Origin of the sequence: Escherichia marmotae (genome assembly GCF_002900365.1) — a bacterium.
GTDB classification, from domain to species: domain Bacteria; phylum Pseudomonadota; class Gammaproteobacteria; order Enterobacterales; family Enterobacteriaceae; genus Escherichia; species Escherichia marmotae.
The window spans coordinates 61,967-83,969 of sequence record NZ_CP025979.1; the positions used below are offsets into that span (position 1 = coordinate 61,967).

Consider the following 22,003-nt stretch of genomic DNA (forward strand, 5'->3'; position numbering starts at 1 on the left):
GGAGGACAAGTGCTTAATACCTGGCTTTCTGATTCAACAATCGCATTACGAAAGAATGTCACAACCTGGCAGCAAGCATTAGATATTTGTGCCAGACCGTTACTGGAGGCGGAGATAATTACGACGGATTATCTCAGTGCGATAAAAACACAACATGAAAAACTGGGGCCTTATTATGTCCTGGCGCCTGGGCTGGCAATGCCCCATGCCCGACCAGAAGAAGGTGCAAAAGGATTGGGGTTATCATTATTAAAACTCGAAGAAGGTGTCAGTTTTAATGCAGAGGAATTTGATCCTGTAGATGTCATCATTTTACTTGCCGCACCAGATAAACACAGCCATATCGAAATGATATCTGCACTGGCTGAGTTATTCTCCAGTGAGAAGGATTTACAGGAATTGCATCAGGCTCGCAACCTGGAGGAAATAAAAACGATAATTTCACGATTCTAATCACATTCAAAATTCAGTCTTGTCACAACATTACGCCGTTGCGTGATGAGAACTTCTACAACTTAACATGGTGAATATAATGAAAATTATGGCTATTTGTGGCTCAGGGCTTGGTAGTAGTTTTATGGTCGAAATGAATATTAAAAAAGTTCTGAAAAAAATGGAGATAGAAGCGGAAGTGGAACATTCCGATCTCTCATCAGCAACGCCAGGGGCTGCCGATTTATTTGTGATGGCTAAAGATATTGCCGCCAGTGCCAGCGTACCGGAAAGTCAGTTGGTGGTTATCAACAACATCATTGATATTAATGAACTTGAAACGCAACTGCGTAACTGGTTCGCAAAACAATAACCTTAATTAAAGCGAGGTGGATATGTTTATCCTTGAAACGCTGAATTTTGTTGTTGATATACTCAAAGTACCCTCGGTACTGGTCGGCTTGATTGCCTTAATCGGTCTGGTTGCTCAGAAAAAAGCATTTTCAGATGTTGTTAAAGGCACAATTAAAACCATTCTCGGATTTATTGTTCTGGGCGGTGGTGCCACTGTTCTGGTTGGTTCTTTAAATCCGCTGGGTAGTATGTTTGAACATGCCTTTAATATTCAGGGTATCATTCCGAATAATGAGGCTATTGTTTCTATTGCGTTGGAAAAATATGGCGCGTCGACGGCGCTTATTATGGCATTTGGTATGGTAGCGAATATTATTGTTGCCCGCTTTACCCGCCTGAAATATATTTTTCTGACCGGACACCACACATTTTATATGGCCTGCATGATTGGTGTGATTCTGACAGTGGCTGGTTTTGAAGGTATATCACTGGTATTTACCGGTTCTCTTATTCTGGGATTAGTGATGGCGTTTTTCCCTGCGTTAGCACAACGTTACATGAGGCGTATTACCGGGAATGATGAAATCGCTTTTGGTCACTTTGGTACTTTGGGGTATGTACTCTCTGGCTGGATTGGCAGCATGTGCGGTAAAGGTTCGCGTTCCACCGAAGAGATGAATTTGCCCAAAAATCTGAGCTTCCTGCGCGATAGCTCCATCTCTATTTCCCTTACGATGATGGTGATTTATCTGATCATGGCGATCAGTGCGGGGCGCGAGTACGTTGAAAGCCAGTTTAGTGGCGGTCAAAACTACCTTGTCTACGCCATTATTATGGCCATCACCTTCGCCGCAGGCGTATTTATCATTCTGCAAGGTGTGCGTTTAATCCTTGCTGAAATTGTTCCGGCATTTACCGGATTTTCAGAAAAGCTGGTGCCGAATGCGCGTCCCGCCCTCGATTGTCCGGTTGTGTATCCGTATGCGCCAAATGCAGTGTTAGTTGGCTTCTTATTTAGCTTTCTTGGTGGTTTGGTGGGGCTATTTTTGTTGGGACAGATGAAACTGGTGCTGATTCTTCCTGGTGTCGTTCCTCACTTCTTCACCGGAGCAACTGCGGGTGTATTTGGTAATGCTACGGGTGGGCGTCGCGGCGCGATGATTGGTGCTTTTGCGAATGGTTTATTGATTACCTTCCTGCCAGTGCTGTTATTGCCAGTTCTGGGGGCGATAGGCTTTGCAAATACGACCTTTTCCGATGCGGATTTTGGTGCTGTCGGCATCGTTCTCGGAAACCTGGCACGTTATCTCTCGCCTTTTGCCATAACCGGACTTGTAGTAGCGCTATTTGTGCTGCTGGTTGCCTGGAACATTTTCGCCAATAACAAACTCGCTGCCAAAGTGCAGGAGAAGAGCGGAGCCAAATCATGAATGTTAAAGAAGTGACACAACTTGCACGGGATATTCGTATCCAGACGCTTAAATCATTAACTCATCTTGGCTTTGGTCATTATGGTGGCAGCATGTCTGTTGTGGAAACGCTGGCAGTTCTTTATGGCGCGGTGATGAAAATTGATCCTGCTGATCCCGACTGGCCTGATCGTGACTATTTTGTATTGTCAAAAGGGCATGCCGGACCTGCGCTCTACAGTACTCTGGCGCTGAAAGGTTATTTTCCACTGGAAGAATTAAGCACCTTAAATCAGAACGGAACTCGCTTACCAAGTCATCCGGATCGGCTAAAAACGCGTGGTGTTGATGCCACTACAGGATCGCTGGGGCAGGGGATATCCATTGCAGGAGGGATGGCGCTGTCGCATAAACTGGCGGGGCGCAAGAATCGGGTTTTTTGTATTGTTGGCGATGGTGAACTTAACGAAGGCCAATGTTGGGAAGCCTTCCAGTTTATTGCTCATCATCGTTTGAATAATCTCACTGTGTTTGTGGACTGGAACAAACAGCAGCTTGATGGCGAACTGGATGAAATTATTAATCCATTTGATTTAGAAGGAAAATTTCGCGCTTTCGGTTTTGATGTCGTGACAGTGAAGGGCGATGATATTGAGGGGTTGTTGAATGTAGTTAAACCTGTTCTACCAGCCGAGGCCAGACCGAGAGTAGTCATTCTCGATAGTATCAAAGGGCAGGGGGTAGCGTGTCTTGAGCAACTCAGTAATTCTCATCATTTACGCCTCACGGAAGAAATGAAGGAGACGCTAAACGAAACAATTCGCCAACTGGAGGCCATGCATGATTAAGCTCGCACCGGCAGGACAAAAAGACAGCATCGAGATGCGCAAAATTTATGCAGGCTTTATTGCGCAACAGATTGAAAACGGTAATTCTGTCATTGCCCTTGAGGCTGATTTAATGAGTTCCATGGCAATGGACAGCGTGGCGCGGGATTATCCACAGTACGTCATTAATTGCGGCATTATGGAAGCTAATGTTATCGGCACCGCTGCAGGGCTGGCCTTAACCGGGCGCAAGCCATTCGTGCATACCTTTACCGCATTTGCCAGTCGTCGCTGTTTTGATCAGCTCTTTATGTCGCTTGATTACCAGCGTGCTAATGTCAAAGTGATTGCTTCTGATGCGGGTGTTACCGCTTGCCACAATGGCGGGACACATATGTCATTTGAAGATATGGGAATTGTGCGTGGGCTGGCGCATTCGGTGGTGATGGAGATGACCGATGCGGTGATGTTTAGTGATATTTTACGCCAGCTTGTAGAGCTTGATGGGTTTTACTGGGTTCGTACGATCCGTAAGCAAGCGACAAGTATTTATTCTCCTGGGACAACCTTCTCTATTGGTAAAGGCAATGTACTGCGTGAAGGTACTGACATCACGCTGATTGCTAATGGCATTATGGTGGCTGAAGCCCTGGAGGCCGCACGTCAACTGGAACAGAGCGGTGTAAGTGCGGCAGTAATTGATATGTTTACTCTTAAACCTGTTGACCGAATGTTGATTAAAAATTATGCCGAGAAAACGGGGCGTATTGTGACCTGTGAAAACCATAGTATTCACAATGGGCTAGGGTCAGCCGTTGCCGAGGTATTAGTCGAAAGTTGCCCAATACCAATGCGTCGCGTGGGCGTGAAGGAGCGTTATGGTCAGGTTGGAACTCAGGACTTTTTACAGAGAGAGTACGGGTTAACCGCGCATGATATTGTGGCGGCAGCCAGAGAGCTATTGTAATCAGTTCCCCTTGCCAGAGACTGGCAAGGGGATTATTGACTTAATGGTAACCCATTAACTGAGCGCCTATCACCACGACGCTGGACATAATAAACAGCAGTCCAAGCAGTGTTGCACCCACTTTCAGCCAGTTACGGAAATCTACCCGGCAAACACCGAGCGTCGCCATTAACGAAGCCGAGGTCGGGTAAATGATATGGCTGAAGCCATCGCCAAACTGGAACGCCAGCACGGTAACCTGACGGTTAACGCCGACCAGATCGCCAAGCGGTGCCAGTAACGGCATGGTTAACGCTGCCTGACCAGAACCGGATGTCACAAAGAAATTGAATACCGCCTGGAAGAGCAGCATAAACCAGGCCGCGACCGCGTTATCCAGGCCGCTAATGGCATTGGCAATGCTATTGAGAATAGTATTCAGCACGCTGGCATCACCCGCTTCGCCATTGCCAACCAGCAGTAAAATCCCTTTGGCAAAACCGACCAGCAGTGCAGTAGCAATCATCATTCTCGCCCCTTCGGTAAATGACGAGGCCATGGTGTTAACGGTCATACCGTTAAGGCGGAAGGCAACGCCGATGATGCCAATCACCAGACCCATAGTGAAGAACTGGCTGGCAATCTCTGGAATAAACCAGGCGTTAACGATCACGCCCCAAATCACCCAGATCATGACGGCGGTCAGGACAATCAATACCAGCCAGTCACCGAAAGTGAACGGCCGCTGTTCAACATCAGCTTGTTTTTCGCGGAAGAAGCGATCGGAATCATGCACGCGTGACAACAAAGGATTCTTTTTCACCCGTGAGGCGTACACCATGGTAAAGATGAGGCCAATCAGAGTGGCGATAACCCACACCACAATGCGCAACCCGGAGCCGGAAAGGACAGGAACGCCAGCAATCCCCTGGGCGACAACCACGCAGAACGGGTTCATCCACGAGCTGGCAAAACCGATTTGCGTTGCGATGTAGGTTACCAGGACGGTGGTAATACTGTCGTAACCCAGGCGTACCATTAGTGGGGCAATGATGATGGCAAAGGCGACGGCCTCTTCCCCCATGCCAAATACCGCACCGCCGAGCGAAAAGAGAATAAACAGTGCCGGAATGAAAAGAATTTCATTCCCTCGAGTGTGGCGGATAAGCGCGAGAATCCCGTTATCAATGGTTCCTGTGCGCATCACGATACCAAACGCGCCGCCAATCACCAGCATAAACATGATGATGCCAACGGCTGTCCCATATTTCGAGCCAGAGGTTAGCCCTTCAAACGGGAAGTTCATCAAACCGGGGCGTTCATCTCCCGTCGTGAACAGTTGTACTCGGTGATACTCGGGTTCGCCTGCCTCGTTGGTCAGAATGCGAAATGAGTGAGGATCTACAACTTTGCGAGTCTTCGTCTGACCATCAACCTGATATTGCACTTCCTGACTGTCAAACATTCCCACCGGAACAACCCAGGTGGCGAGACTGGTTAAAATAGCAACAAAAAAGATAATCACCAACGTATCGGGCATTGCCCATCTTCTGGTTGGTTTGGATTCAGTTATTGCGGACATAGCGCAAATTTTCCCTTGCACAAGACAAAGTGGTAAGTATGCAAAGTGAGATGGCGCAATTCATTGATGCAGCGCAGTTAAGCAAGATAATCAGAAAGGAGTAATGCAAATTAAGAGAATAAAAAACCGGAAATAGTGACTATTTCCGGTTCAGATATCTGCGGATAATGACGAGATTACTGCTGCTGTGCAGACTGAATCGCGGTCAGTGCGATGGTATAGACGATATCGTCAACCAGTGCGCCACGGGATAGGTCGTTAACCGGCTTGCGCATACCCTGCAGCATCGGCCCGATGGAGATCAGGTCGGCAGAACGCTGTACCGCTTTGTAAGTGGTGTTACCGGTGTTCAGATCCGGGAAGATGAACACGGTAGCGCGACCTGCAACCGGAGAGTTCGGCGCTTTAGATTTCGCAACGTCAGCCATTACCGCAGCGTCGTACTGCAGAGGACCGTCGATCATCAGGTCAGGACGTTTTTCCTGAGCCAGACGAGTTGCTTCGCGAACTTTCTCTACGTCACTACCTGCACCAGAAGTACCGGTGGAGTAGGAGAGCATAGCCACGCGCGGTTCGATACCGAAAGCAGCGGCGGAATCAGCAGACTGAATTGCGATTTCAGCCAGTTGTTCTGCGGTCGGATCCGGGTTGATCGCGCAGTCACCGTAAACGTAAACCTGCTCCGGCAGCAGCATGAAGAACACGGAAGATACCAGAGAGCTGCCCGGTGCAGTTTTGATCAACTGCAGCGGCGGACGGATGGTGTTTGCGGTGGTGTGAACAGCACCGGAAACCAGACCATCAACTTCATCCTGTTCCAGCATCAGCGTGCCGAGAACCACGTTGTCTTCCAACTGTTCGCGTGCAACAGTTTCGGTCATGCCTTTGTTCTTACGCAGTTCGACCAGACGAGCAACATAGTTTTCGCGAACCACTTCTGGATCAACGATTTCAATGCCTGCGCCCAGTTCTACGCCCTGAGACGCTGCAACGCGGTTGATCTCTGCCGGGTTACCCAGCAGTACGCACGTTGCGATACCACGTTCGGCACAGATAGCGGCTGCTTTAACGGTACGCGGTTCGTCGCCTTCCGGCAGAACGATACGTTTGCCTGCTTTGCGTGCCAGTTCGGTCAGTTGATAACGGAACGCTGGCGGAGACAGACGACGGCTGCGTTCGGAAGTTGCAGTCAGGGAATCGATCCAGTCAGCGTTGATGTAGTTAGCAACGTATTCCTGAACTTTCTCGATGCGCTCGTGATCGTCAACCGGAACTTCCAGGTTGAAGCTTTGCAGGCTCAGAGAGGTTTGCCAGGTGTTGGTGTTCACCATGAATACCGGCAGGCCGGTAGCGAAAGCACGTTCGCACAGTTTAGAAATGCGCGCGTCCATTTCATAGCCGCCAGTCAGCAGCAGAGCACCGATTTCTACGCCGTTCATTGCAGCCAGACAAGCGGCAACCAGTACGTCAGGACGGTCTGCGGAAGTCACCAGCAGAGAGCCGGCACGGAAGTGCTCCAGCATGTGCGGAATGCTGCGTGCGCAGAAAGTCACAGATTTCACGCGGCGAGTGTTGATGTCGCCTTCGTTGATGATGGTGGCGTTCAGGTGGCGTGCCATATCGATCGCACGAGTTGCGATCAGATCAAAGCTCCACGGCACAGCGCCGAGAACCGGCAGCGGGCTGGAGTCTTGCAGCTTCGCCGGATCAACATTGTTGACTTTCGCTTTGGAAGAGTCATCGAAAATCTCAGACAGATCCGGGCGAGTACGACCCTGCTCATCAACCGGAGCATTCAGTTTGTTAACGATAACGCCAGTGATATTGGTGTTTTTGGCACCGCCGAAGCTGTTGCGAGTCAGTTCGATACGCTCTTTCAACTGCTCCGGGGTATCAGTGCCCTGAGACATAACGAAGACGATTTCCGCGTTCAGCGTTTTGGCGATTTCGTAGTTCAGAGACTGGGCAAACTGGTGCTTACGTGTCGGGACCAGACCTTCAACCAGAACCACTTCGGCATCTTTGGTGTTGGCGTGGTAGTTCGCGACGATCTCTTCCATCAGCACATCTTTCTTATTGCTGGAAAGCAGACCTTCAACGTAACTCATTTTCAGCGGTTCAGCGGCTGTCGTGGTGGAAGAACTCGCACGCACGATAGTCGTTGTCTGATCGGGCGCATCGCCACCGGTACGCGGCTGAGCGATAGGTTTAAAAACGCTCAGACGAACGCCTTTGCGTTCCATTGCACGGATCACGCCAAGACTGACGCTGGTCAGACCGACGCTGGTTCCGGTAGGGATCAGTATAATAATACGGGACACGGTTTATCCTCTTTCGTTACCGCCAGTTTGGCGGGTTACAAAACAGCACCGCCAGCAGGGCTGGCGGTGTGGAATCAGGCTGTCAGGCGGCAGGCGTCTTGCGCGATAACCAGCTCTTCGTTGGTCGGGATCACAACAGCAGGGCGGGTGCCTTCTTTGTTGATGAAACCAGATTTGCCGAAACGTGCAGCCAGGTTGCGTTCATGATCAACCTCAAAGCCCAGCACGCCCAGTTTGCCCAGAGACAGTTCACGAACCATCGCGGCATTTTCACCGATACCACCGGTGAATACAACTGCGTCCAGACGACCATCCATCAGCGCAGTGTATGCACCGATGTACTTCGCCAGGCGATGGCAGTAAACGTCCATTGCGCGCTTCGCGTCTTCTTTCGTCGCGTAGTTGTCTTCAACATAGCGGCAATCGCTGGTTACTTCGGTCAGACCTAGCAGGCCAGACTCTTTGGTCAGCATTTTGTTGATTGCGTCAACGCTCATGCCGAGGGTGTCGTGCAGGTGGAAGATGATAGCCGGGTCGATATCGCCAGAGCGAGTACCCATTACCAGACCTTCCAGCGGGGTCAGACCCATAGAGGTGTCAACGCATTTGCCGTTGCGGATAGCAGAAACGGAACCACCGTTGCCCAGGTGGCAGGTGATGATGTTCAGCTCTTCTACCGGTTTGTTCAGCATTTTCGCCGCTTCCTGGGTTACATAGAAGTGGCTGGTGCCGTGTGCGCCGTAACGACGAATGCCGTGCTCTTTGTACAAGTTGTACGGTAGGGCGTAGAGGTAAGACTCTTCCGGCATAGTCTGGTGGAACGCGGTGTCGAACACAGCAACGTTTTTGTCTTTCAGTTGCGGGAAAGATTTCAGTGCTTCTTCGATACCAATCAGGTGAGCCGGGTTGTGCAGCGGTGCAAAAGAAGCTGCATCTTTGATACCCTGAATAACAGACTCATCGATCACTACGGAGCTGGTATACTTCTCGCCGCCGTGTACGATACGGTGACCGATAGCAGTCAGTTGCGCAGAAAGTTCTGGTTTTTGTGCCAGAATAGTATTAACGATAAAGTTGAGCGCTTCGCTGTGAGCGGCGCCTGCACCTAGAGCCGCTTCTTGTTTATTGCCGTCCATTTTCCATTTGATGCGTGCTTCGGGCAGGTGAAAACATTCGGCTAAACCAGAAAGGTACTCTTCACCATTTACTGCATCGATGATTGCAAATTTCAGTGAAGAACTACCGCAGTTCAGAACCAGTACTAACTTACTCGACATGGAAGTACCTATAATTGATACGTGGCTAAAAAAACGTCAGGGAGCCATAGAGCGTAGCGCATGATGACGCTGACATTTATGATTAACATCATGCACTGCAAATTTTTTTTGCATGATGGAATAAATATCTTGAGTCTATGCCATTTTGCGTAATTTTCAGCCAATGGCATAATGTATATGAATTTGACGACTCAATGAATATGTACTACTTAGGCCTTCAGGCCGCTAAAGGATACCTGATAGTGGGTATGGAAGACAAAATGTTTTGAACGTTGTCCCGCTGAGTTGTGAATTTGCACAAATTTTTGAATATTTATATGTGAAGTTGAGGTGAAGCATGTCAACGCCGGATAATCGTTCTGTTAATTTTTTTAGTTTGTTCCGCCGGGGACAGCACTACTCAAAGACGTGGCCGCTAGAAAAACGCCTTGCCCCGGTGTTTGTTGAAAATCGCGTTATTAAGATGACGCGTTATGCGATCCGCTTTATGCCGCCGATCGCCGTATTTACTCTCTGCTGGCAGATTGCGCTGGGCGGTCAGCTTGGTCCGGCAGTTGCTACAGCATTGTTCGCTCTGAGTTTACCGATGCAGGGATTGTGGTGGCTGGGCAAGCGTTCCGTTACGCCATTACCGCCAGCGATCCTGAGTTGGTTTTATGAAGTTCGCGGTAAATTGCAGGAAGCCGGGCAAGCGTTAGCACCGGTAGAAGGCAAGCCTGACTATCAGGCATTAGCTGACACGCTTAAGCGCGCCTTCAAACAACTGGATAAAACTTTCCTTGATGATTTGTAATTGATCCCTGATTACGCATATAAAAGAAGGCAGACATCGGCCTAATGCCAGTCAGTTAAGCAACTGACTGGCTCTTTTTCGGGGCTGTGGGGTATTTCCAGGGCCTCTCCTTTACCACTCTCGGGAAGGCTCTTTCCCTTCTTGTCGGTAATTTCACAAGTTGTCCCATACTTGCAAGATCGCGCATCAGCTCCGGTATACGTCCCGGTGAAGCGCCCTGCAATGTCATCAGCATTCTCATCACCATTCCGCATGATTCTGAGAAACTCAGTTGATTCGGCCAGTAACCTTTCAGATGTTCTGCCATTTTAATCATCTGATATCTCACCAGATTATAAGCCAGTAAGACACCCCACAGCTCTTGCTCCACAAGCTCCGGCTTTTTACTTCTCAGCGTCAGCCTGCTCAGTTGCATCGTCTGTTTTATCTCCCTGTATCCCAGTTCGATTTCCCAGCGATGACTGTACAGATCCGCCATTTCTCCTCCGGGGAAGCGCATGGCGTCCGTCATCGACGTCAGCAGATGGCAGACTTTTCCTTTGCGCGTCACGGTCAGCAGGCGGGCTGTCACCTCATTTCCCAGCCCCGGCCACTTTTTTCGTGCCTGCGGGCTGGTTTTCAGCTTCACCAGATGATCGCCTTTACCCAGTTTTCTGATCTCTTCATATTGCGCTCCCTTTCTGAGAGGGATCATCCAGTGGCGGTGTTCTCCCGCCTGGCTCCAGGCATTTAACAGTCCCAGTGAGTAATAACCTTTATCCATTAACGTCAGGGTGTTATCGCCGGTTTGTTCTATAAGTTGCTCAGCAAGCTCATTTTCGCTGTTCTTCATCGTGCCGAAGGCTGCAGCCGTCAGCAGATGGCTGGTCAGTTCCATCTGGCAGACCATTTTGACCTGCGGGTAGAGCGCCGGGTTCCCGGCATGTGTCTGGCGGGGGAAGGCTGCATCGTTCTCTGGTGTATCCGGTGTGCGCCAGAACACACCATCGATGGCCAGCAGGGTCAGGCCGCACCAGTGCGGATGCGGCGTGGTGTTATGCCAGAGCTGCGCTGTTTTCGTGAACACGCGGCGGACAGCCTCACTTCCCAGACGCTGGCGGGCCTGAATAACGGCACTGGGGGCAACGAAGGGGCGATTGCCCGGCAGCATGATGTCCAGGCGATTCACAATCTGGTGAAGAGGTTCTTTACGCTCAAGCGCCATGCCAACAATACACCAGACCATCATTTCGAGGGGAAGACGGCGCTTGCGTAGCGTTACAGTACCTGATTCGGCAAGGCAACGAGAGATGAGTTCGGGGTCGAGGTAATCCCCCAGAGAAGTCAGTGGGTTACGCAGAGAATCGTAACGGGATACCAAATCAAGGGCCTGTCCAATGAGCATAAAAAAATCCGGAAACGAGTGAGCGTTTCCGGATTCTTACACAGCCACTGGATCGGTCAACTGATCCTTAACTGATCGGCATTACAGACATCGGCCTTCTTTTCTTTCACCGTAGTAAAGTGATACAGGAGTCAACAATGGAAATGACCAACGCGCAACGTCTTATTTTGTCTAACCAGTACAAAATGATGACTATGCTCGATCCGGCAAATGCTGAACGTTACCGTCGCTTGCAAACAATCATTGAGCGTGGCTATGGGTTACAGATGCGCGAGCTGGATCGCGAGTTTGGCGAGCTGAAAGAAGAAACCTGCCGCACTATCATCGACATTATGGAGATGTATCACGCGCTGCATGTTTCCTGGTCTAATTTGCAGGATCAGCAAGCTATCGATGAACGCCGTGTCACTTTCCTCGGCTTCGACGCCGCTACTGAAGCGCGTTATCTCGGTTATGTACGCTTTATGGTTAATGTCGAAGGGCGTTACACGCATTTTGACGCTGGAACTCATGGCTTTAATGCCCAGACACCAATGTGGGAGAAATATCAGCGCATGTTGAACGTCTGGCATTCCTGCCCGCGTCAGTATCATTTGAGTACCAACGAAATTAATCAAATCATTAACGCCTGAGGAGGCCTGCGTGCGGTGCAAAGGTTTTCTGTTTGATCTTGATGGTACGTTAGTGGACTCCCTGCCTGCGGTAGAGCGGGCGTGGAGCAACTGGGCGAAACGGCATGGGCTAACGCCGGAAGAGGTGCTTGCTTTTATTCACGGTAAACAGGCAATAACGTCTCTGCGTCACTTTATGGCGGGGAAAACCGAGGCAGAAATTGCCGCCGAGTTTACGCGTCTGGAACAAATCGAGGCCACGGAAACCGAAGGCATTACCGCGCTCCCGGGGGCGATAGCTTTACTCAATCATTTGAATAAAGCGGGTATTCCGTGGGCAATTGTCACTTCAGGTTCTATGCCAGTTGCGCGAGCGCGCCATAAAGTGGCCGGACTTCCTGCGCCGGAGGTGTTTGTTACCGCTGAACGGGTTAAGCGTGGAAAACCTGAGCCGGATGCGTATCTGTTAGGCGCGCAACTGCTGGGGCTTGCGTCGCAGGAATGCGTGGTAGTGGAAGATGCTCCCGCTGGCTTGCTTTCTGGTCTGGCGGCAGGTTGCCATGTTATTGCTGTTAATGCACCGGCAGACACTCCGCGTCTGAATGAGGTAGATTTGGTCCTTCATAGTCTGGAGCAAATTACCGTGACCAAACAGCCAAATGGTGACGTTATTATTGCGTGAAACGCCAGATCATGATTTAGCCCCGTCCCTACGGGGCTTTTTTGTGGCAGAATCAAACCATCCCCCTCAATTAACAAGGATACGTTGTGAACGGTGAATTGATTTGGGTTCTCTCATTGCTGGCGATTGCGATAGTCTTGTTTGCGACGGGCAGAGTGCGTATGGATGCTGTCGCTTTGTTTGTCATTGTCGCGTTTGCATTAAGCGGTACGCTGACTATCACCGAAGTCTTTTCCGGCTTTTCCGATCCTAACGTTGTGCTGATCGCCGCCCTGTTTATTATTGGCGATGGTTTAGTTCGTACAGGCGTTGCAACCGTGATGGGGACATGGCTGGTCAAAGTTGCGGGCAGCAGTGAAATCAAAATGTTGGTTTTACTGATGCTGACAGTTGCCGGTCTTGGCGCGTTTATGAGTTCAACCGGCGTCGTCGCTATCTTTATTCCTGTTGTGTTAAGTGTTGCTATGCGTATGCAGACGTCGCCGTCGCGCCTGATGATGCCATTGAGTTTTGCCGGACTGATAAGCGGCATGATGACGCTGGTGGCGACGCCGCCTAACCTGGTGGTGAACAGTGAGCTGCTACGTGAAGGCTATCATGGTTTCAGTTTCTTTAGCGTAACCCCTATTGGCCTGGTCGTATTGGTACTTGGCATTTTATACATGCTAGTGATGCGCTTTATGCTAAAAGGGGATACCCAGGCTCCGCAGCGCGAAGGCTGGACGCGTCGCACCTTCCGCGATCTCATTCGTGAATACCGTCTTACCGGGCGTGCGCGTCGTCTGGCTATTCGTCCCGGTTCACCGATGATTGGCCAACGACTGGACGATCTCAAATTGCGTGAACGTTATGGCGCAAACGTCATTGGTGTTGAACGCTGGCGGCGTTTTCGTCGCGTTATCGTGAACGTGAACGGGGTGTCTGAATTCCGCGCGCGTGACGTTTTGCTTATTGATATGTCTGCGGCTGACGTCGATCTCCGTCAATTTTGTAGTGAACAATTGCTGGAGCCGATGGTTTTGCGCGGCGAGTATTTTTCCGATCAGGCTCTTGATGTCGGTATGGCAGAAATTTCATTAATTCCCGAGTCAGAGCTTATTGGCAAATCGGTGCGTGAAATTGGCTTTCGTACCCGCTACGGACTAAATGTGGTGGGGCTGAAACGCAACGGTGTGGCGCTGGAAGGTTCGCTGGCGGATGAGCCTCTGCTGTTGGGTGACATTATTCTGGTGGTCGGTAACTGGAAGCTTATCGGTATGTTGGCAAAACAAGGCCGCGACTTTGTGGCGTTAAACTTACCGGAAGAGGTGAGTGAAGCATCGCCCGCTCACAGTCAGGCACCCCATGCCATTTTCTGTCTGGTGTTGATGGTGGCGTTAATGTTGACCGATGAAATTCCTAATCCAGTTGCGGCTATCATTGCCTGCCTGCTGATGGGCAAATTCCGCTGTATCGATGCTGAAAGTGCCTATAAATCTATTCACTGGCCGAGCATTATTTTGATCGTTGGGATGATGCCGTTTGCTGTGGCATTGCAAAAAACCGGTGGCGTCGCGCTGGCGGTGAAAGGATTAATGGATATTGGCGGTGGTTACGGGCCGCATATGATGCTGGTCTGTTTGTTTGTCTTGTCGGCGGTTATAGGCTTGTTTATCTCTAACACTGCGACGGCGGTGTTGATGGCCCCGATTGCGCTGGCTGCTGCCAAAACTATGGGCGTATCGCCTTATCCTTTTGCCATGGTTGTGGCGATGGCAGCATCCGCTGCCTTTATGACACCAGTCTCTTCACCCGTTAACACATTGGTTTTAGGGCCGGGGAATTACAGCTTCAGTGATTTTGTGAAGCTGGGGGTTCCGTTTACCATTATTGTGATGGCGGTTTGCGTGGTGATGATCCCGATGCTGTTTCCGTTTTGACGAGCTCCTGATGTCGCCACCGACGTAGGCCTGATGCGACGCTGGCGCGTCTTATCAGGCCTACGTCGGCTTACAGCGGTGAATCCTGGCTAATCTCATCGAGAGACAGATGGAAGCTGGGAACAAACACTTCCATAAAGTAGTCCATCTCCTGACTGCGGCGTGATTCAAGCGTCGTTTCCAGCCGCGTTTTTGCCAGTAAGAACTCATTATTGCCGGCTGCGAGTTCTTCCAGGCATTTCAGATACGCACACAGCGCATCTGCCTGTTTAACCAGCGACTTTTCTTCATCGCTATACGCATGTTCATCGATTAATGGTGCAAAAATATCCCGCAACTCCTCCGGAACCATATCGACCAGTTTTTGCTGAGCGATTTTCTCAATGGCTTTATATTCCTGGGCGATTTGCGAGTTGAAGTATTTCACCGGAGTAGGAAGATCACCAGTGAGCACTTCAGAGGCATCGTGGTACATTGCCAGCAACGCGATACGTTCTTCATTAACCTGGCCGCCAAATTTGCGATTCTTGATGGCTGCCAGCGCATGGGCGACCATCGCTACCTGCAAACTGTGTTCGGACACATTTTCAGTCCGCACGTTACGCATCAACGGCCAGCGGTTAATGAGCTTCAGGCGGGAGAGGTGGGCAAAAAAATGGCTCTGTTTCATAGCGACCTTACGAGTGATGGCATCATGAGGTCATTGTGGGGGGATAACACTGCCGGATGCAATCTCCGGCAGTGAATTTAAGATTACAACTGATGATAACCAGAAAGGAAACGAGCGAACTTGCTCAAGGACAGTTCGATATCATCAACACGCGGCAGCGTGACAATGCGGAAGTGATCCGGCCACGGCCAGTTAAATGCGGTTCCCTGTACCAGCAGAACTTTTTCCTGCAACAGGAAATCCAGCACCATTTTCTGGTCGTCGTGAATATTAAAGCGTTTGGCGTCTATTTTCGGGAACATGTATAGCGCGCCGCGAGGTTTTACGCAGGAAACGCCAGGAATATCATTAATCAACTCCCACGCACGGTTACGCTGCTCGTAAAGACGCCCGCCCGGCATGATAAACTCGCTGATGCTCTGATAGCCGCCCAGCGCTGTCTGTATCGCGTGTTGCGCGGGAACGTTGGCGCACAGCCGCATTGAGGCCAGCATTTCCAGACCTTCGATATAACCTTTGGCGTGTTTTTTCGGCCCGTTCAGCACCATCCAGCCCTGGCGGAATCCCGCAACACGATACGTTTTCGACAGCCCGTTAAAGGTAATGGTCAGCAGGTCAGGAGCCAACGGCGCGATCGAGTGATGCTCGGCGTCGTCGTAGAGGATTTTATCGTAAATTTCATCAGCGAAGATAATGAGGTTATGCTGACGCGCAATCTCCACAATCTCCATTAATAGCTCTTTGGAATAAACCGCGCCTGTTGGGTTGTTCGGGTTGATAATAACAATGCCGCGCGTGCGTGGCGTAATTTTGGCGCGAATGTCATCGAGATCCGGGAACCAGTCAGAGGATTCATCGCAAAGATAGTGCACCGCTTTACCGCCTGAGAGCGAAACTGCCGCTGTCCATAGCGGGTAATCAGGTGCAGGAACCAACATCTCATCCCCACTGTTCAGCAATGCTTGCATTGCCTGAACGATAAGCTCCGATACACCATTTCCGATGTAAATATCTTCCACGGTAACATCACGCATGCCACGTGCCTGGTAATGCTGCATGATAGCCTTACGCGCAGAATAGAGGCCTTTTGAATCGCAATAACCCTGAGCTGTCGGGAGGTTGCGTATCACGTCAACCAGAATCTCATCGGGAGCGTCAAAACCGAACGGGGCTGGGTTGCCGATGTTCAGTTTCAATACCTTATTACCTTCTTCTTCCAGGCGTTTTGCTTCTTTCAGCACCGGACCACGGATGTCATAACAGACATTCTCTAATTTGCTGGATTTTTCAATGGGTGACATGAATCTTGACCTTTTTTGCTGTTATCGCCACTCCCTGCCGTGGAAGTCAGCTTAGAACAATGTACTCCCCCGAGGCGGCGTTTTGAAGTTCTGCAGAACAAGATTTTGCCAGGAGAGAAAGCGGAATTGTGCTGTCAATAACTTAATAATCGTTAAATAATAAGATGCATATACTTAATAAATGAGATTTAGTAGTGATTTATTCTGTATATTAATTCAGGATGTGGTTTTTTTACCTGTTAGATAAATGTGTAAAATTTCTTCGGTTTAAGAAATCACGAACATAAAGCATTCATGATATTTTCGTTATAAGTGAAACATTAACAGAGTAGTGATCGCCGGTGGGGCATATAGGTGGTGACGGAGGAAATTATTGTTAAGAGGAATTAATGTATGCAGGTGGTGCTAATTAATTATTATTTAATATTCAAAAAGACTTTGTTGTGCATATTAATAATAGAAGATTACTTTGCCTAACATAACATAACTTTGCATCAGATAATTCGCAATGACCCTTATAAATAAAAGGTTTTTAGGGTAAAATGCTTGCTTTAATGACGGAACACCTGCTTTGATGCAGGCTTACTCTCGCTATTTGTTCGCGCTCATGTTCGAGCCGCACCGTTGCGAGAGAGTGGAGCAAGGACCAACATTTACATTTACACAAACTCGCGCATGTCATAAATAGAAAAGAGTGAGTAACTTAATAGATATGCGATTCCTGAAGATATATTCTGTGATCTACTTCAGGCATTATAACGGAACAATGTGAGCCACATTTTTTAGTGCAACTCATATGCATTTTTACTTTCGTCCGGGTTCCGGATGAAACTGCCAGGGAGGCACATTACAAATGGAATTGCTTGTTTGTGTGTGCACAGCATTAACCAGCTCAGTATGAGCCGCCAGTAAGTGATAATATATGATAAGTGCAAATCGTCCGATAATTAACCTCGACCTCGATCTGCTGAGAACATTTGTTGCTGTTGCCGATCTGAACACTTTTGCTGCCGCAGCTTCCGCTGTGTGTCGTACTCAGTCCGCTGTTAGTCAGCAAATGCAACGTCTGGAACAACTCGTTGGGAAAGAACTGTTCGCTCGGCATGGTCGCAACAAACTGTTGACTGAACATGGTATTCAGCTTCTTGGCTACGCCAGGAAAATCCTGCGTTTCAATGATGAGGCTTGCTCATCATTGATGTTCAGTAATCTTCAGGGCGTGTTAACTATCGGTGCTTCAGATGAATCTGCTGATACGATCTTACCTTTCCTGCTCAATCGCGTAAGCTCGGTTTATCCGAAACTTGCGCTGGATGTCCGCGTTAAGCGCAATGCCTATATGGCAGAAATGCTGAAGTCCCAGGAAGTGGATTTAATGGTTACCACTCATCGTCCTGATACCTTTAAGGCGTTGAATCTGCGTACTTCTCCAACACACTGGTATTGCGCTGCGGAATATGTATTGCAAAAAGGTGAACCGATCCCTCTTGTGCTGCTGGATGATCCTAGTCCGTTCCGTGACATGGTTCTGGCAACGCTCAATAAAGCGGATATTCCCTGGCGTCTGGCTTATGTCGCCTCTACGCTACCGGCGGTTCGTGCTGCAGTAAAAGCGGGCCTTGGTGTGACGGCAAGACCGGTTGAGATGATGAGTCCTGACCTGCGCGTTTTGAGTGCGGTAGATGGTTTACCACCACTACCAGATACCGAATATTTGCTGTGCTATGATCCGTCCTGCGACAATGAGTTGGCGCAGGTGATATACCAGGCCATGGAGAGTTATCACAACCCGTGGCAATACAACCCGTTGACTGCTCAGGAAGGGGACGATTCCCTGTTGATTGAAGGGGATTACGAATAATCTCTAGGCAATAACAATTCAGTAAAAAACGCCATTGGTGATTAATAAAACGCCAGTGGCTTTTTTTTACAATAAAACCTTACGAATGTTCCCGACAACGAACAAAAATGTTCATTTTTCAATCACCAGCCATTCCCCACGCTAACGAACAAAAAATCGCCTGAAAAAAATCTCCTGCTACAATAATGTTAAAAAATGAGTAAAATTATTGCTGTGTTTTTGTTATGGATTAACAAAAGCGTGTCACAGATCAAGAAAATACTCTCTTTTGGGGGGAGGAATCGTCACCAATTCCTGTCAAAATAGACCCGTATTTTTTCCATTGCTTCACAACGGACACGATTCAACAACATCTAATTTTCCTGGAGTTGTCAACAATCTGGGGGTAAAGGCATTAAATGCAAAAATTGTTGATATCATGTAAATTAATGTGAAGAAGCCTTTGTTAAAGTTGACAAAAGGTTATAGAAAGGAGTAAAAGACCACATCAATTAGCTGTATAAAATAGTTTCTACAGCGATTGTAAGGTTTTTTTTATTCCTCCCCATGAATCGATGTGGCGTCCATCTGCCGTGAAGAGCAGTGAATCTGGCGCTACTTTTGATGAGTAAGCAATGAGTATGTCAACATCCACTGAAGTCATCGCTCATCACTGGGCATTCGCTATCTTTCTTATCGTTGCCATTGGCCTGTGTTGCCTGATGTTGATTGGCGGTTGGTTTTTAGGCGGTCGCGCGCGCGCGAGGTCAAAAAACGTGCCGTTTGAATCAGGTATCGACTCGGTCGGCTCCGCCCGCTTACGCCTGTCTGCCAAGTTTTATCTGGTGGCCATGTTCTTCGTTATCTTCGACGTTGAAGCGCTGTATCTGTTCGCATGGTCAACTTCCATTCGCGAAAGCGGCTGGATTGGCTTTGTAGAAGCGGCAATTTTTATTTTTGTGTTACTGGCAGGTCTGGTTTATCTGGTGCGTATTGGCGCGCTGGACTGGACGCCCGCGCGTTCACGCCGCGAGCGTGTGAACCCGGAAACGAACAGTATCGCTAATCGTCAACGCTAACCGCGAGGCATTAAGATGGATTATACGCTCACCCGCATAGATCCCAACGGTGAGAACGACCGTTACCCCCTGCAAAAGCAGGAGATCGTAACCGACCCTCTGGAGCAAGAAGTTAATAAAAACGTGTTTATGGGCAAGCTCAATGACATGGTTAACTGGGGTCGTAAAAACTCAATTTGGCCGTATAACTTCGGTCTTTCCTGCTGTTACGTTGAGATGGTGACCTCGTTTACCGCGGTTCATGACGTGGCGCGTTTTGGCGCAGAAGTATTGCGTGCTTCGCCGCGTCAGGCTGACCTGATGGTGGTGGCTGGAACCTGTTTTACCAAAATGGCGCCAGTTATTCAGCGTCTCTATGACCAGATGCTGGAGCCGAAGTGGGTTATCTCCATGGGCGCATGTGCGAACTCCGGCGGTATGTACGATATTTATTCCGTTGTGCAGGGTGTTGATAAATTCATTCCGGTTGATGTGTATATCCCGGGTTGCCCGCCGCGTCCTGAAGCGTACATGCAGGCACTGATGCTATTGCAGGAATCTATCGGCAAAGAACGTCGCCCGCTCTCCTGGGTGGTTGGCGATCAGGGCGTATATCGCGCCAATATGCAATCAGAGCGCGAACGCAAGCGCGGTGAACGCATTGCCGTTACCAACCTGCGCACACCTGACGAGATTTAATTTGCGCCTGTCGGCAAAGGCATTTTTCTTCGCTTATTCCTAAATCTATTTCGCGAAGTTAACTACGCCGACAGTCACCACGGACAATATGCAATGGTGAACAATATGACCGACTTAACCGCGCAAGAACCCGCCTGGCAGACCCGTGATCATCTTGATGATCCGGTGATTGGCGAACTGCGCAACCGTTTTGGGCCGGATGCCTTTACTGTTCAGGCGACTCGCACCGGGGTTCCCGTTGTGTGGATCAAGCGTGAACAATTACTGGAAATTGGCGATTTCTTAAAGAAACTGCCGAAACCTTACGTCATGCTGTTTGACTTACACGGCATGGACGAGCGTTTGCGCACACACCGCGAAGGGTTACCTGCCGCCGATTTTTCCGTTTTCTACCATCTGATTTCGATCGAGCGCAACCGCGACATCATGCTAAAGGTGGCGCTGGCAGAAAACGATCTACATGTGCCGACTTTTACCAAACTGTTCCCGAACGCCAACTGGTATGAGCGCGAAACCTGGGATCTGTTTGGCATTACTTTCGACGGTCACCCGAACTTGCGTCGCATCATGATGCCGCAAACCTGGAAAGGTCACCCGCTGCGTAAAGATTACCCGGCGCGTGCTACCGAATTCTCGCCGTTTGAGCTGACCAAAGCCAAACAGGATCTGGAGATGGAAGCCCTGACCTTCAAACCGGAAGAGTGGGGGATGAAGCGCGGCACCGAAAACGAGGACTTCATGTTCCTCAACCTCGGTCCGAACCACCCGTCGGCGCACGGGGCTTTCCGTATCGTTCTGCAGCTCGATGGTGAAGAGATTGTCGACTGCGTACCAGACATCGGCTATCACCACCGTGGCGCGGAGAAAATGGGCGAACGCCAGTCCTGGCATAGCTACATACCGTACACCGACCGTATCGAATACCTCGGCGGTTGCGTTAACGAAATGCCATACGTGCTGGCGGTAGAAAAACTGGCCGGGATCACCGTGCCGGATCGCGTTAACGTAATCCGCGTAATGCTTTCCGAATTGTTCCGCATCAATAGCCACCTGCTGTATATCTCCACCTTTATTCAGGACGTCGGTGCAATGACGCCAGTGTTCTTTGCCTTTACCGATCGTCAGAAAATCTACGATCTGGTGGAAGCAATCACTGGTTTCCGTATGCATCCGGCGTGGTTCCGTATTGGCGGTGTGGCGCATGACCTGCCGCGAGGCTGGGATCGCTTGCTGCGTGAGTTCCTTGACTGGATGCCGAAACGTCTGGCTTCTTACGAGAAAGCCGCGCTGCGTAACACCATCCTGATTGGCCGTTCCAAAGGCGTTGCCGCCTACGGCGCGAAAGAGGCGCTGGAGTGGGGCACCACAGGTGCTGGCTTGCGTGCCACCGGGATCGACTTCGACGTGCGTAAGGCGCGTCCTTATTCTGGCTATGAAAACTTCGACTTTGAAATCCCGGTCGGTGGTGGCGTTTCTGACTGCTACACCCGCGTAATGCTGAAAGTGGAAGAGCTGCGCCAGAGTTTGCGCATTCTTGAGCAGTGCCTCAACAACATGCCGGAAGGCCCGTTCAAAGCGGATCACCCGCTGACTACGCCGCCGCCGAAAGAGCGCACGCTGCAACATATCGAAACCCTGATCACCCACTTCCTGCAAGTGTCGTGGGGGCCGGTGATGCCTGCCAATGAGTCCTTCCAGATGATTGAGGCGACCAAAGGGATCAACAGTTACTACCTGACCAGTGACGGTAGCACCATGAGTTATCGCACCCGTATCCGCACCCCGAGTTATGCGCATTTGCAGCAAATTCCGGCGGCGATCCGCGGCAGCCTGGTGTCTGACCTGATTGTTTATCTGGGCAGTATCGATTTTGTTATGTCAGATGTGGACCGCTAATT

Annotated in this window: 19 protein-coding genes; 13 read left to right on the forward strand and 6 right to left on the reverse strand. The window is 49.8% G+C overall.

Annotated elements, in window-relative coordinates; genetic code table 11:
- Positions 1 to 9: 9 nt before the first annotated feature.
- The 5 genes from C1192_RS00380 (at position 10) to C1192_RS00400 (ending at position 3,989) form a co-directional block, all read left to right on the forward strand.
- Positions 10 to 453: a PTS sugar transporter subunit IIA gene (locus tag C1192_RS00380; protein WP_000935564.1), complete on the forward strand. Its 444-nt coding sequence runs from the start codon at positions 10 to 12 to the stop codon at positions 451 to 453.
- 79 nt (positions 454 to 532) lie between these two features.
- Positions 533 to 805: a PTS sugar transporter subunit IIB gene (locus tag C1192_RS00385; RefSeq protein WP_000699821.1), complete on the forward strand. Its 273-nt coding sequence runs from the start codon at positions 533 to 535 to the stop codon at positions 803 to 805.
- Positions 806 to 827: 22 nt separating this feature from the next.
- Positions 828 to 2,216 carry a PTS ascorbate transporter subunit IIC gene (locus C1192_RS00390; RefSeq protein ID WP_001516785.1) on the forward strand — a complete coding sequence of 463 codons (1,389 nt, stop codon included), beginning with the start codon at positions 828 to 830 and terminating at the stop codon, positions 2,214 to 2,216.
- A complete protein-coding gene (locus C1192_RS00395) occupies positions 2,213 to 3,043 on the forward strand; it encodes a transketolase (protein WP_038354604.1) in 831 nt (276 codons plus the stop codon). Before C1192_RS00390 ends, C1192_RS00395 begins: the two co-directional genes overlap by 4 nt.
- Complete coding sequence (locus tag C1192_RS00400) at positions 3,036 to 3,989, forward strand: transketolase family protein (RefSeq protein ID WP_000593041.1); 954 nt, start codon at positions 3,036 to 3,038, stop codon at positions 3,987 to 3,989. The genes C1192_RS00395 and C1192_RS00400 overlap by 8 nt, the downstream gene beginning before the upstream one ends.
- 40 nt (positions 3,990 to 4,029) lie before the next feature.
- Here C1192_RS00400 and yfcC read toward each other — a convergent pair whose 3' ends face one another.
- From yfcC to ackA, 3 genes are all read right to left on the reverse strand, one after another.
- Positions 4,030 to 5,550, reverse strand: a complete 1,521-nt coding sequence (gene yfcC, locus C1192_RS00405; RefSeq protein ID WP_038354605.1) for a putative basic amino acid antiporter YfcC — start codon at positions 5,548 to 5,550, stop codon at positions 4,030 to 4,032.
- A 176-nt stretch (positions 5,551 to 5,726) separates the two neighbouring features.
- Positions 5,727 to 7,871 carry a phosphate acetyltransferase gene (gene pta / locus C1192_RS00410; RefSeq protein ID WP_038354606.1) on the reverse strand — a complete coding sequence of 715 codons (2,145 nt, stop codon included), beginning with the start codon at positions 7,869 to 7,871 and terminating at the stop codon, positions 5,727 to 5,729.
- A gap of 74 nt (positions 7,872 to 7,945) precedes the next feature.
- Positions 7,946 to 9,148: an acetate kinase gene (gene ackA / locus C1192_RS00415; protein ID WP_000095712.1), complete on the reverse strand. Its 1,203-nt coding sequence runs from the start codon at positions 9,146 to 9,148 to the stop codon at positions 7,946 to 7,948.
- A gap of 337 nt (positions 9,149 to 9,485) precedes the next feature.
- On the opposite strand from ackA, the gene yfbV reads away from it, so the two are divergent.
- A complete protein-coding gene (gene yfbV / locus C1192_RS00420) occupies positions 9,486 to 9,941 on the forward strand; it encodes a terminus macrodomain insulation protein YfbV (protein WP_000106629.1) in 456 nt (151 codons plus the stop codon).
- Between the two features lie 55 nt (positions 9,942 to 9,996).
- On the opposite strand, the gene C1192_RS00425 is transcribed toward yfbV, so the two are convergent.
- Positions 9,997 to 11,325, reverse strand: a complete 1,329-nt coding sequence (locus C1192_RS00425) for an IS4-like element IS4 family transposase (RefSeq protein WP_103194760.1) — start codon at positions 11,323 to 11,325, stop codon at positions 9,997 to 9,999.
- Positions 11,326 to 11,462: 137 nt separating this feature from the next.
- Between C1192_RS00425 and C1192_RS00430 the strand changes: the two genes are divergently transcribed.
- The 3 genes from C1192_RS00430 to C1192_RS00440 all read left to right on the forward strand — a co-directional run bounded on the left by C1192_RS00430 (position 11,463) and on the right by C1192_RS00440 (position 14,537).
- A complete protein-coding gene (locus tag C1192_RS00430; protein ID WP_000426118.1) occupies positions 11,463 to 11,957 on the forward strand; it encodes a YfbU family protein in 495 nt (164 codons plus the stop codon).
- Positions 11,958 to 11,967: 10 nt separating this feature from the next.
- Positions 11,968 to 12,618 (forward strand): hexitol phosphatase HxpA, encoded by a 651-nt coding sequence (gene hxpA, locus C1192_RS00435; protein WP_038355036.1) that lies wholly within the window; start codon positions 11,968 to 11,970, stop codon positions 12,616 to 12,618.
- 86 nt (positions 12,619 to 12,704) lie between these two features.
- Positions 12,705 to 14,537, forward strand: a complete 1,833-nt coding sequence (locus tag C1192_RS00440) for an SLC13 family permease (protein ID WP_001012850.1) — start codon at positions 12,705 to 12,707, stop codon at positions 14,535 to 14,537.
- A gap of 70 nt (positions 14,538 to 14,607) precedes the next feature.
- Here C1192_RS00440 and yfbR read toward each other — a convergent pair whose 3' ends face one another.
- Positions 14,608 to 15,207 carry a 5'-deoxynucleotidase gene (gene yfbR / locus C1192_RS00445; RefSeq protein ID WP_000813873.1) on the reverse strand — a complete coding sequence of 200 codons (600 nt, stop codon included), beginning with the start codon at positions 15,205 to 15,207 and terminating at the stop codon, positions 14,608 to 14,610.
- Between the two features lie 83 nt (positions 15,208 to 15,290).
- Positions 15,291 to 16,508, reverse strand: coding sequence for an alanine transaminase AlaA (gene alaA, locus C1192_RS00450; RefSeq protein WP_000074519.1), 1,218 nt, complete (start codon positions 16,506 to 16,508; stop codon positions 15,291 to 15,293).
- Positions 16,509 to 17,430: 922 nt separating this feature from the next.
- Here alaA and lrhA point away from each other — a divergent pair.
- From lrhA to nuoC, 4 genes are all read left to right on the forward strand, one after another.
- Positions 17,431 to 18,369 (forward strand): transcriptional regulator LrhA, encoded by a 939-nt coding sequence (gene lrhA, locus C1192_RS00455; RefSeq protein WP_001516780.1) that lies wholly within the window; start codon positions 17,431 to 17,433, stop codon positions 18,367 to 18,369.
- A gap of 614 nt (positions 18,370 to 18,983) precedes the next feature.
- Positions 18,984 to 19,427 carry an NADH-quinone oxidoreductase subunit NuoA gene (gene nuoA, locus C1192_RS00460; RefSeq protein ID WP_000062991.1) on the forward strand — a complete coding sequence of 148 codons (444 nt, stop codon included), beginning with the start codon at positions 18,984 to 18,986 and terminating at the stop codon, positions 19,425 to 19,427.
- A 15-nt stretch (positions 19,428 to 19,442) separates the two neighbouring features.
- On the forward strand, positions 19,443 to 20,105 hold the full coding sequence (nuoB, locus tag C1192_RS00465; RefSeq protein ID WP_000386733.1) for an NADH-quinone oxidoreductase subunit NuoB: 663 nt from the start codon (positions 19,443 to 19,445) through the stop codon (positions 20,103 to 20,105).
- Between the two features lie 93 nt (positions 20,106 to 20,198).
- Positions 20,199 to 22,001 (forward strand): NADH-quinone oxidoreductase subunit C/D, encoded by a 1,803-nt coding sequence (gene nuoC, locus C1192_RS00470; protein ID WP_016249005.1) that lies wholly within the window; start codon positions 20,199 to 20,201, stop codon positions 21,999 to 22,001.
- The last annotated feature ends 2 nt before the right edge of the window (positions 22,002 to 22,003 follow it).

Excerpts from the sequence above, each read along its gene's own strand:
- C1192_RS00390 (WP_001516785.1), top strand. The coding sequence starts at position 828 with ATGTTTATCCTTGAAACGCTGAATTTTGTTGTTGATATACTCAAAGTA.
- C1192_RS00400 (WP_000593041.1), top strand. The coding sequence starts at position 3,036 with ATGATTAAGCTCGCACCGGCAGGACAAAAAGACAGCATCGAGATGCGC.
- C1192_RS00425 (WP_103194760.1), bottom strand. The coding sequence starts at position 11,325 with ATGCTCATTGGACAGGCCCTTGATTTGGTATCCCGTTACGATTCTCTG.
- lrhA (WP_001516780.1), top strand. The coding sequence starts at position 17,431 with ATGATAAGTGCAAATCGTCCGATAATTAACCTCGACCTCGATCTGCTG.
- yfcC (WP_038354605.1), bottom strand. The coding sequence starts at position 5,550 with ATGTCCGCAATAACTGAATCCAAACCAACCAGAAGATGGGCAATGCCC.
- C1192_RS00395 (WP_038354604.1), top strand. The coding sequence starts at position 2,213 with ATGAATGTTAAAGAAGTGACACAACTTGCACGGGATATTCGTATCCAG.
- nuoC (WP_016249005.1), top strand. The coding sequence starts at position 20,199 with ATGGTGAACAATATGACCGACTTAACCGCGCAAGAACCCGCCTGGCAG.
- nuoA (WP_000062991.1), top strand. The coding sequence starts at position 18,984 with ATGAGTATGTCAACATCCACTGAAGTCATCGCTCATCACTGGGCATTC.
- C1192_RS00385 (WP_000699821.1), top strand. The coding sequence starts at position 533 with ATGAAAATTATGGCTATTTGTGGCTCAGGGCTTGGTAGTAGTTTTATG.
- yfbR (WP_000813873.1), bottom strand. The coding sequence starts at position 15,207 with ATGAAACAGAGCCATTTTTTTGCCCACCTCTCCCGCCTGAAGCTCATT.
- alaA (WP_000074519.1), bottom strand. The coding sequence starts at position 16,508 with ATGTCACCCATTGAAAAATCCAGCAAATTAGAGAATGTCTGTTATGAC.
- nuoB (WP_000386733.1), top strand. The coding sequence starts at position 19,443 with ATGGATTATACGCTCACCCGCATAGATCCCAACGGTGAGAACGACCGT.
- ackA (WP_000095712.1), bottom strand. The coding sequence starts at position 9,148 with ATGTCGAGTAAGTTAGTACTGGTTCTGAACTGCGGTAGTTCTTCACTG.
- yfbV (WP_000106629.1), top strand. The coding sequence starts at position 9,486 with ATGTCAACGCCGGATAATCGTTCTGTTAATTTTTTTAGTTTGTTCCGC.
- C1192_RS00430 (WP_000426118.1), top strand. The coding sequence starts at position 11,463 with ATGGAAATGACCAACGCGCAACGTCTTATTTTGTCTAACCAGTACAAA.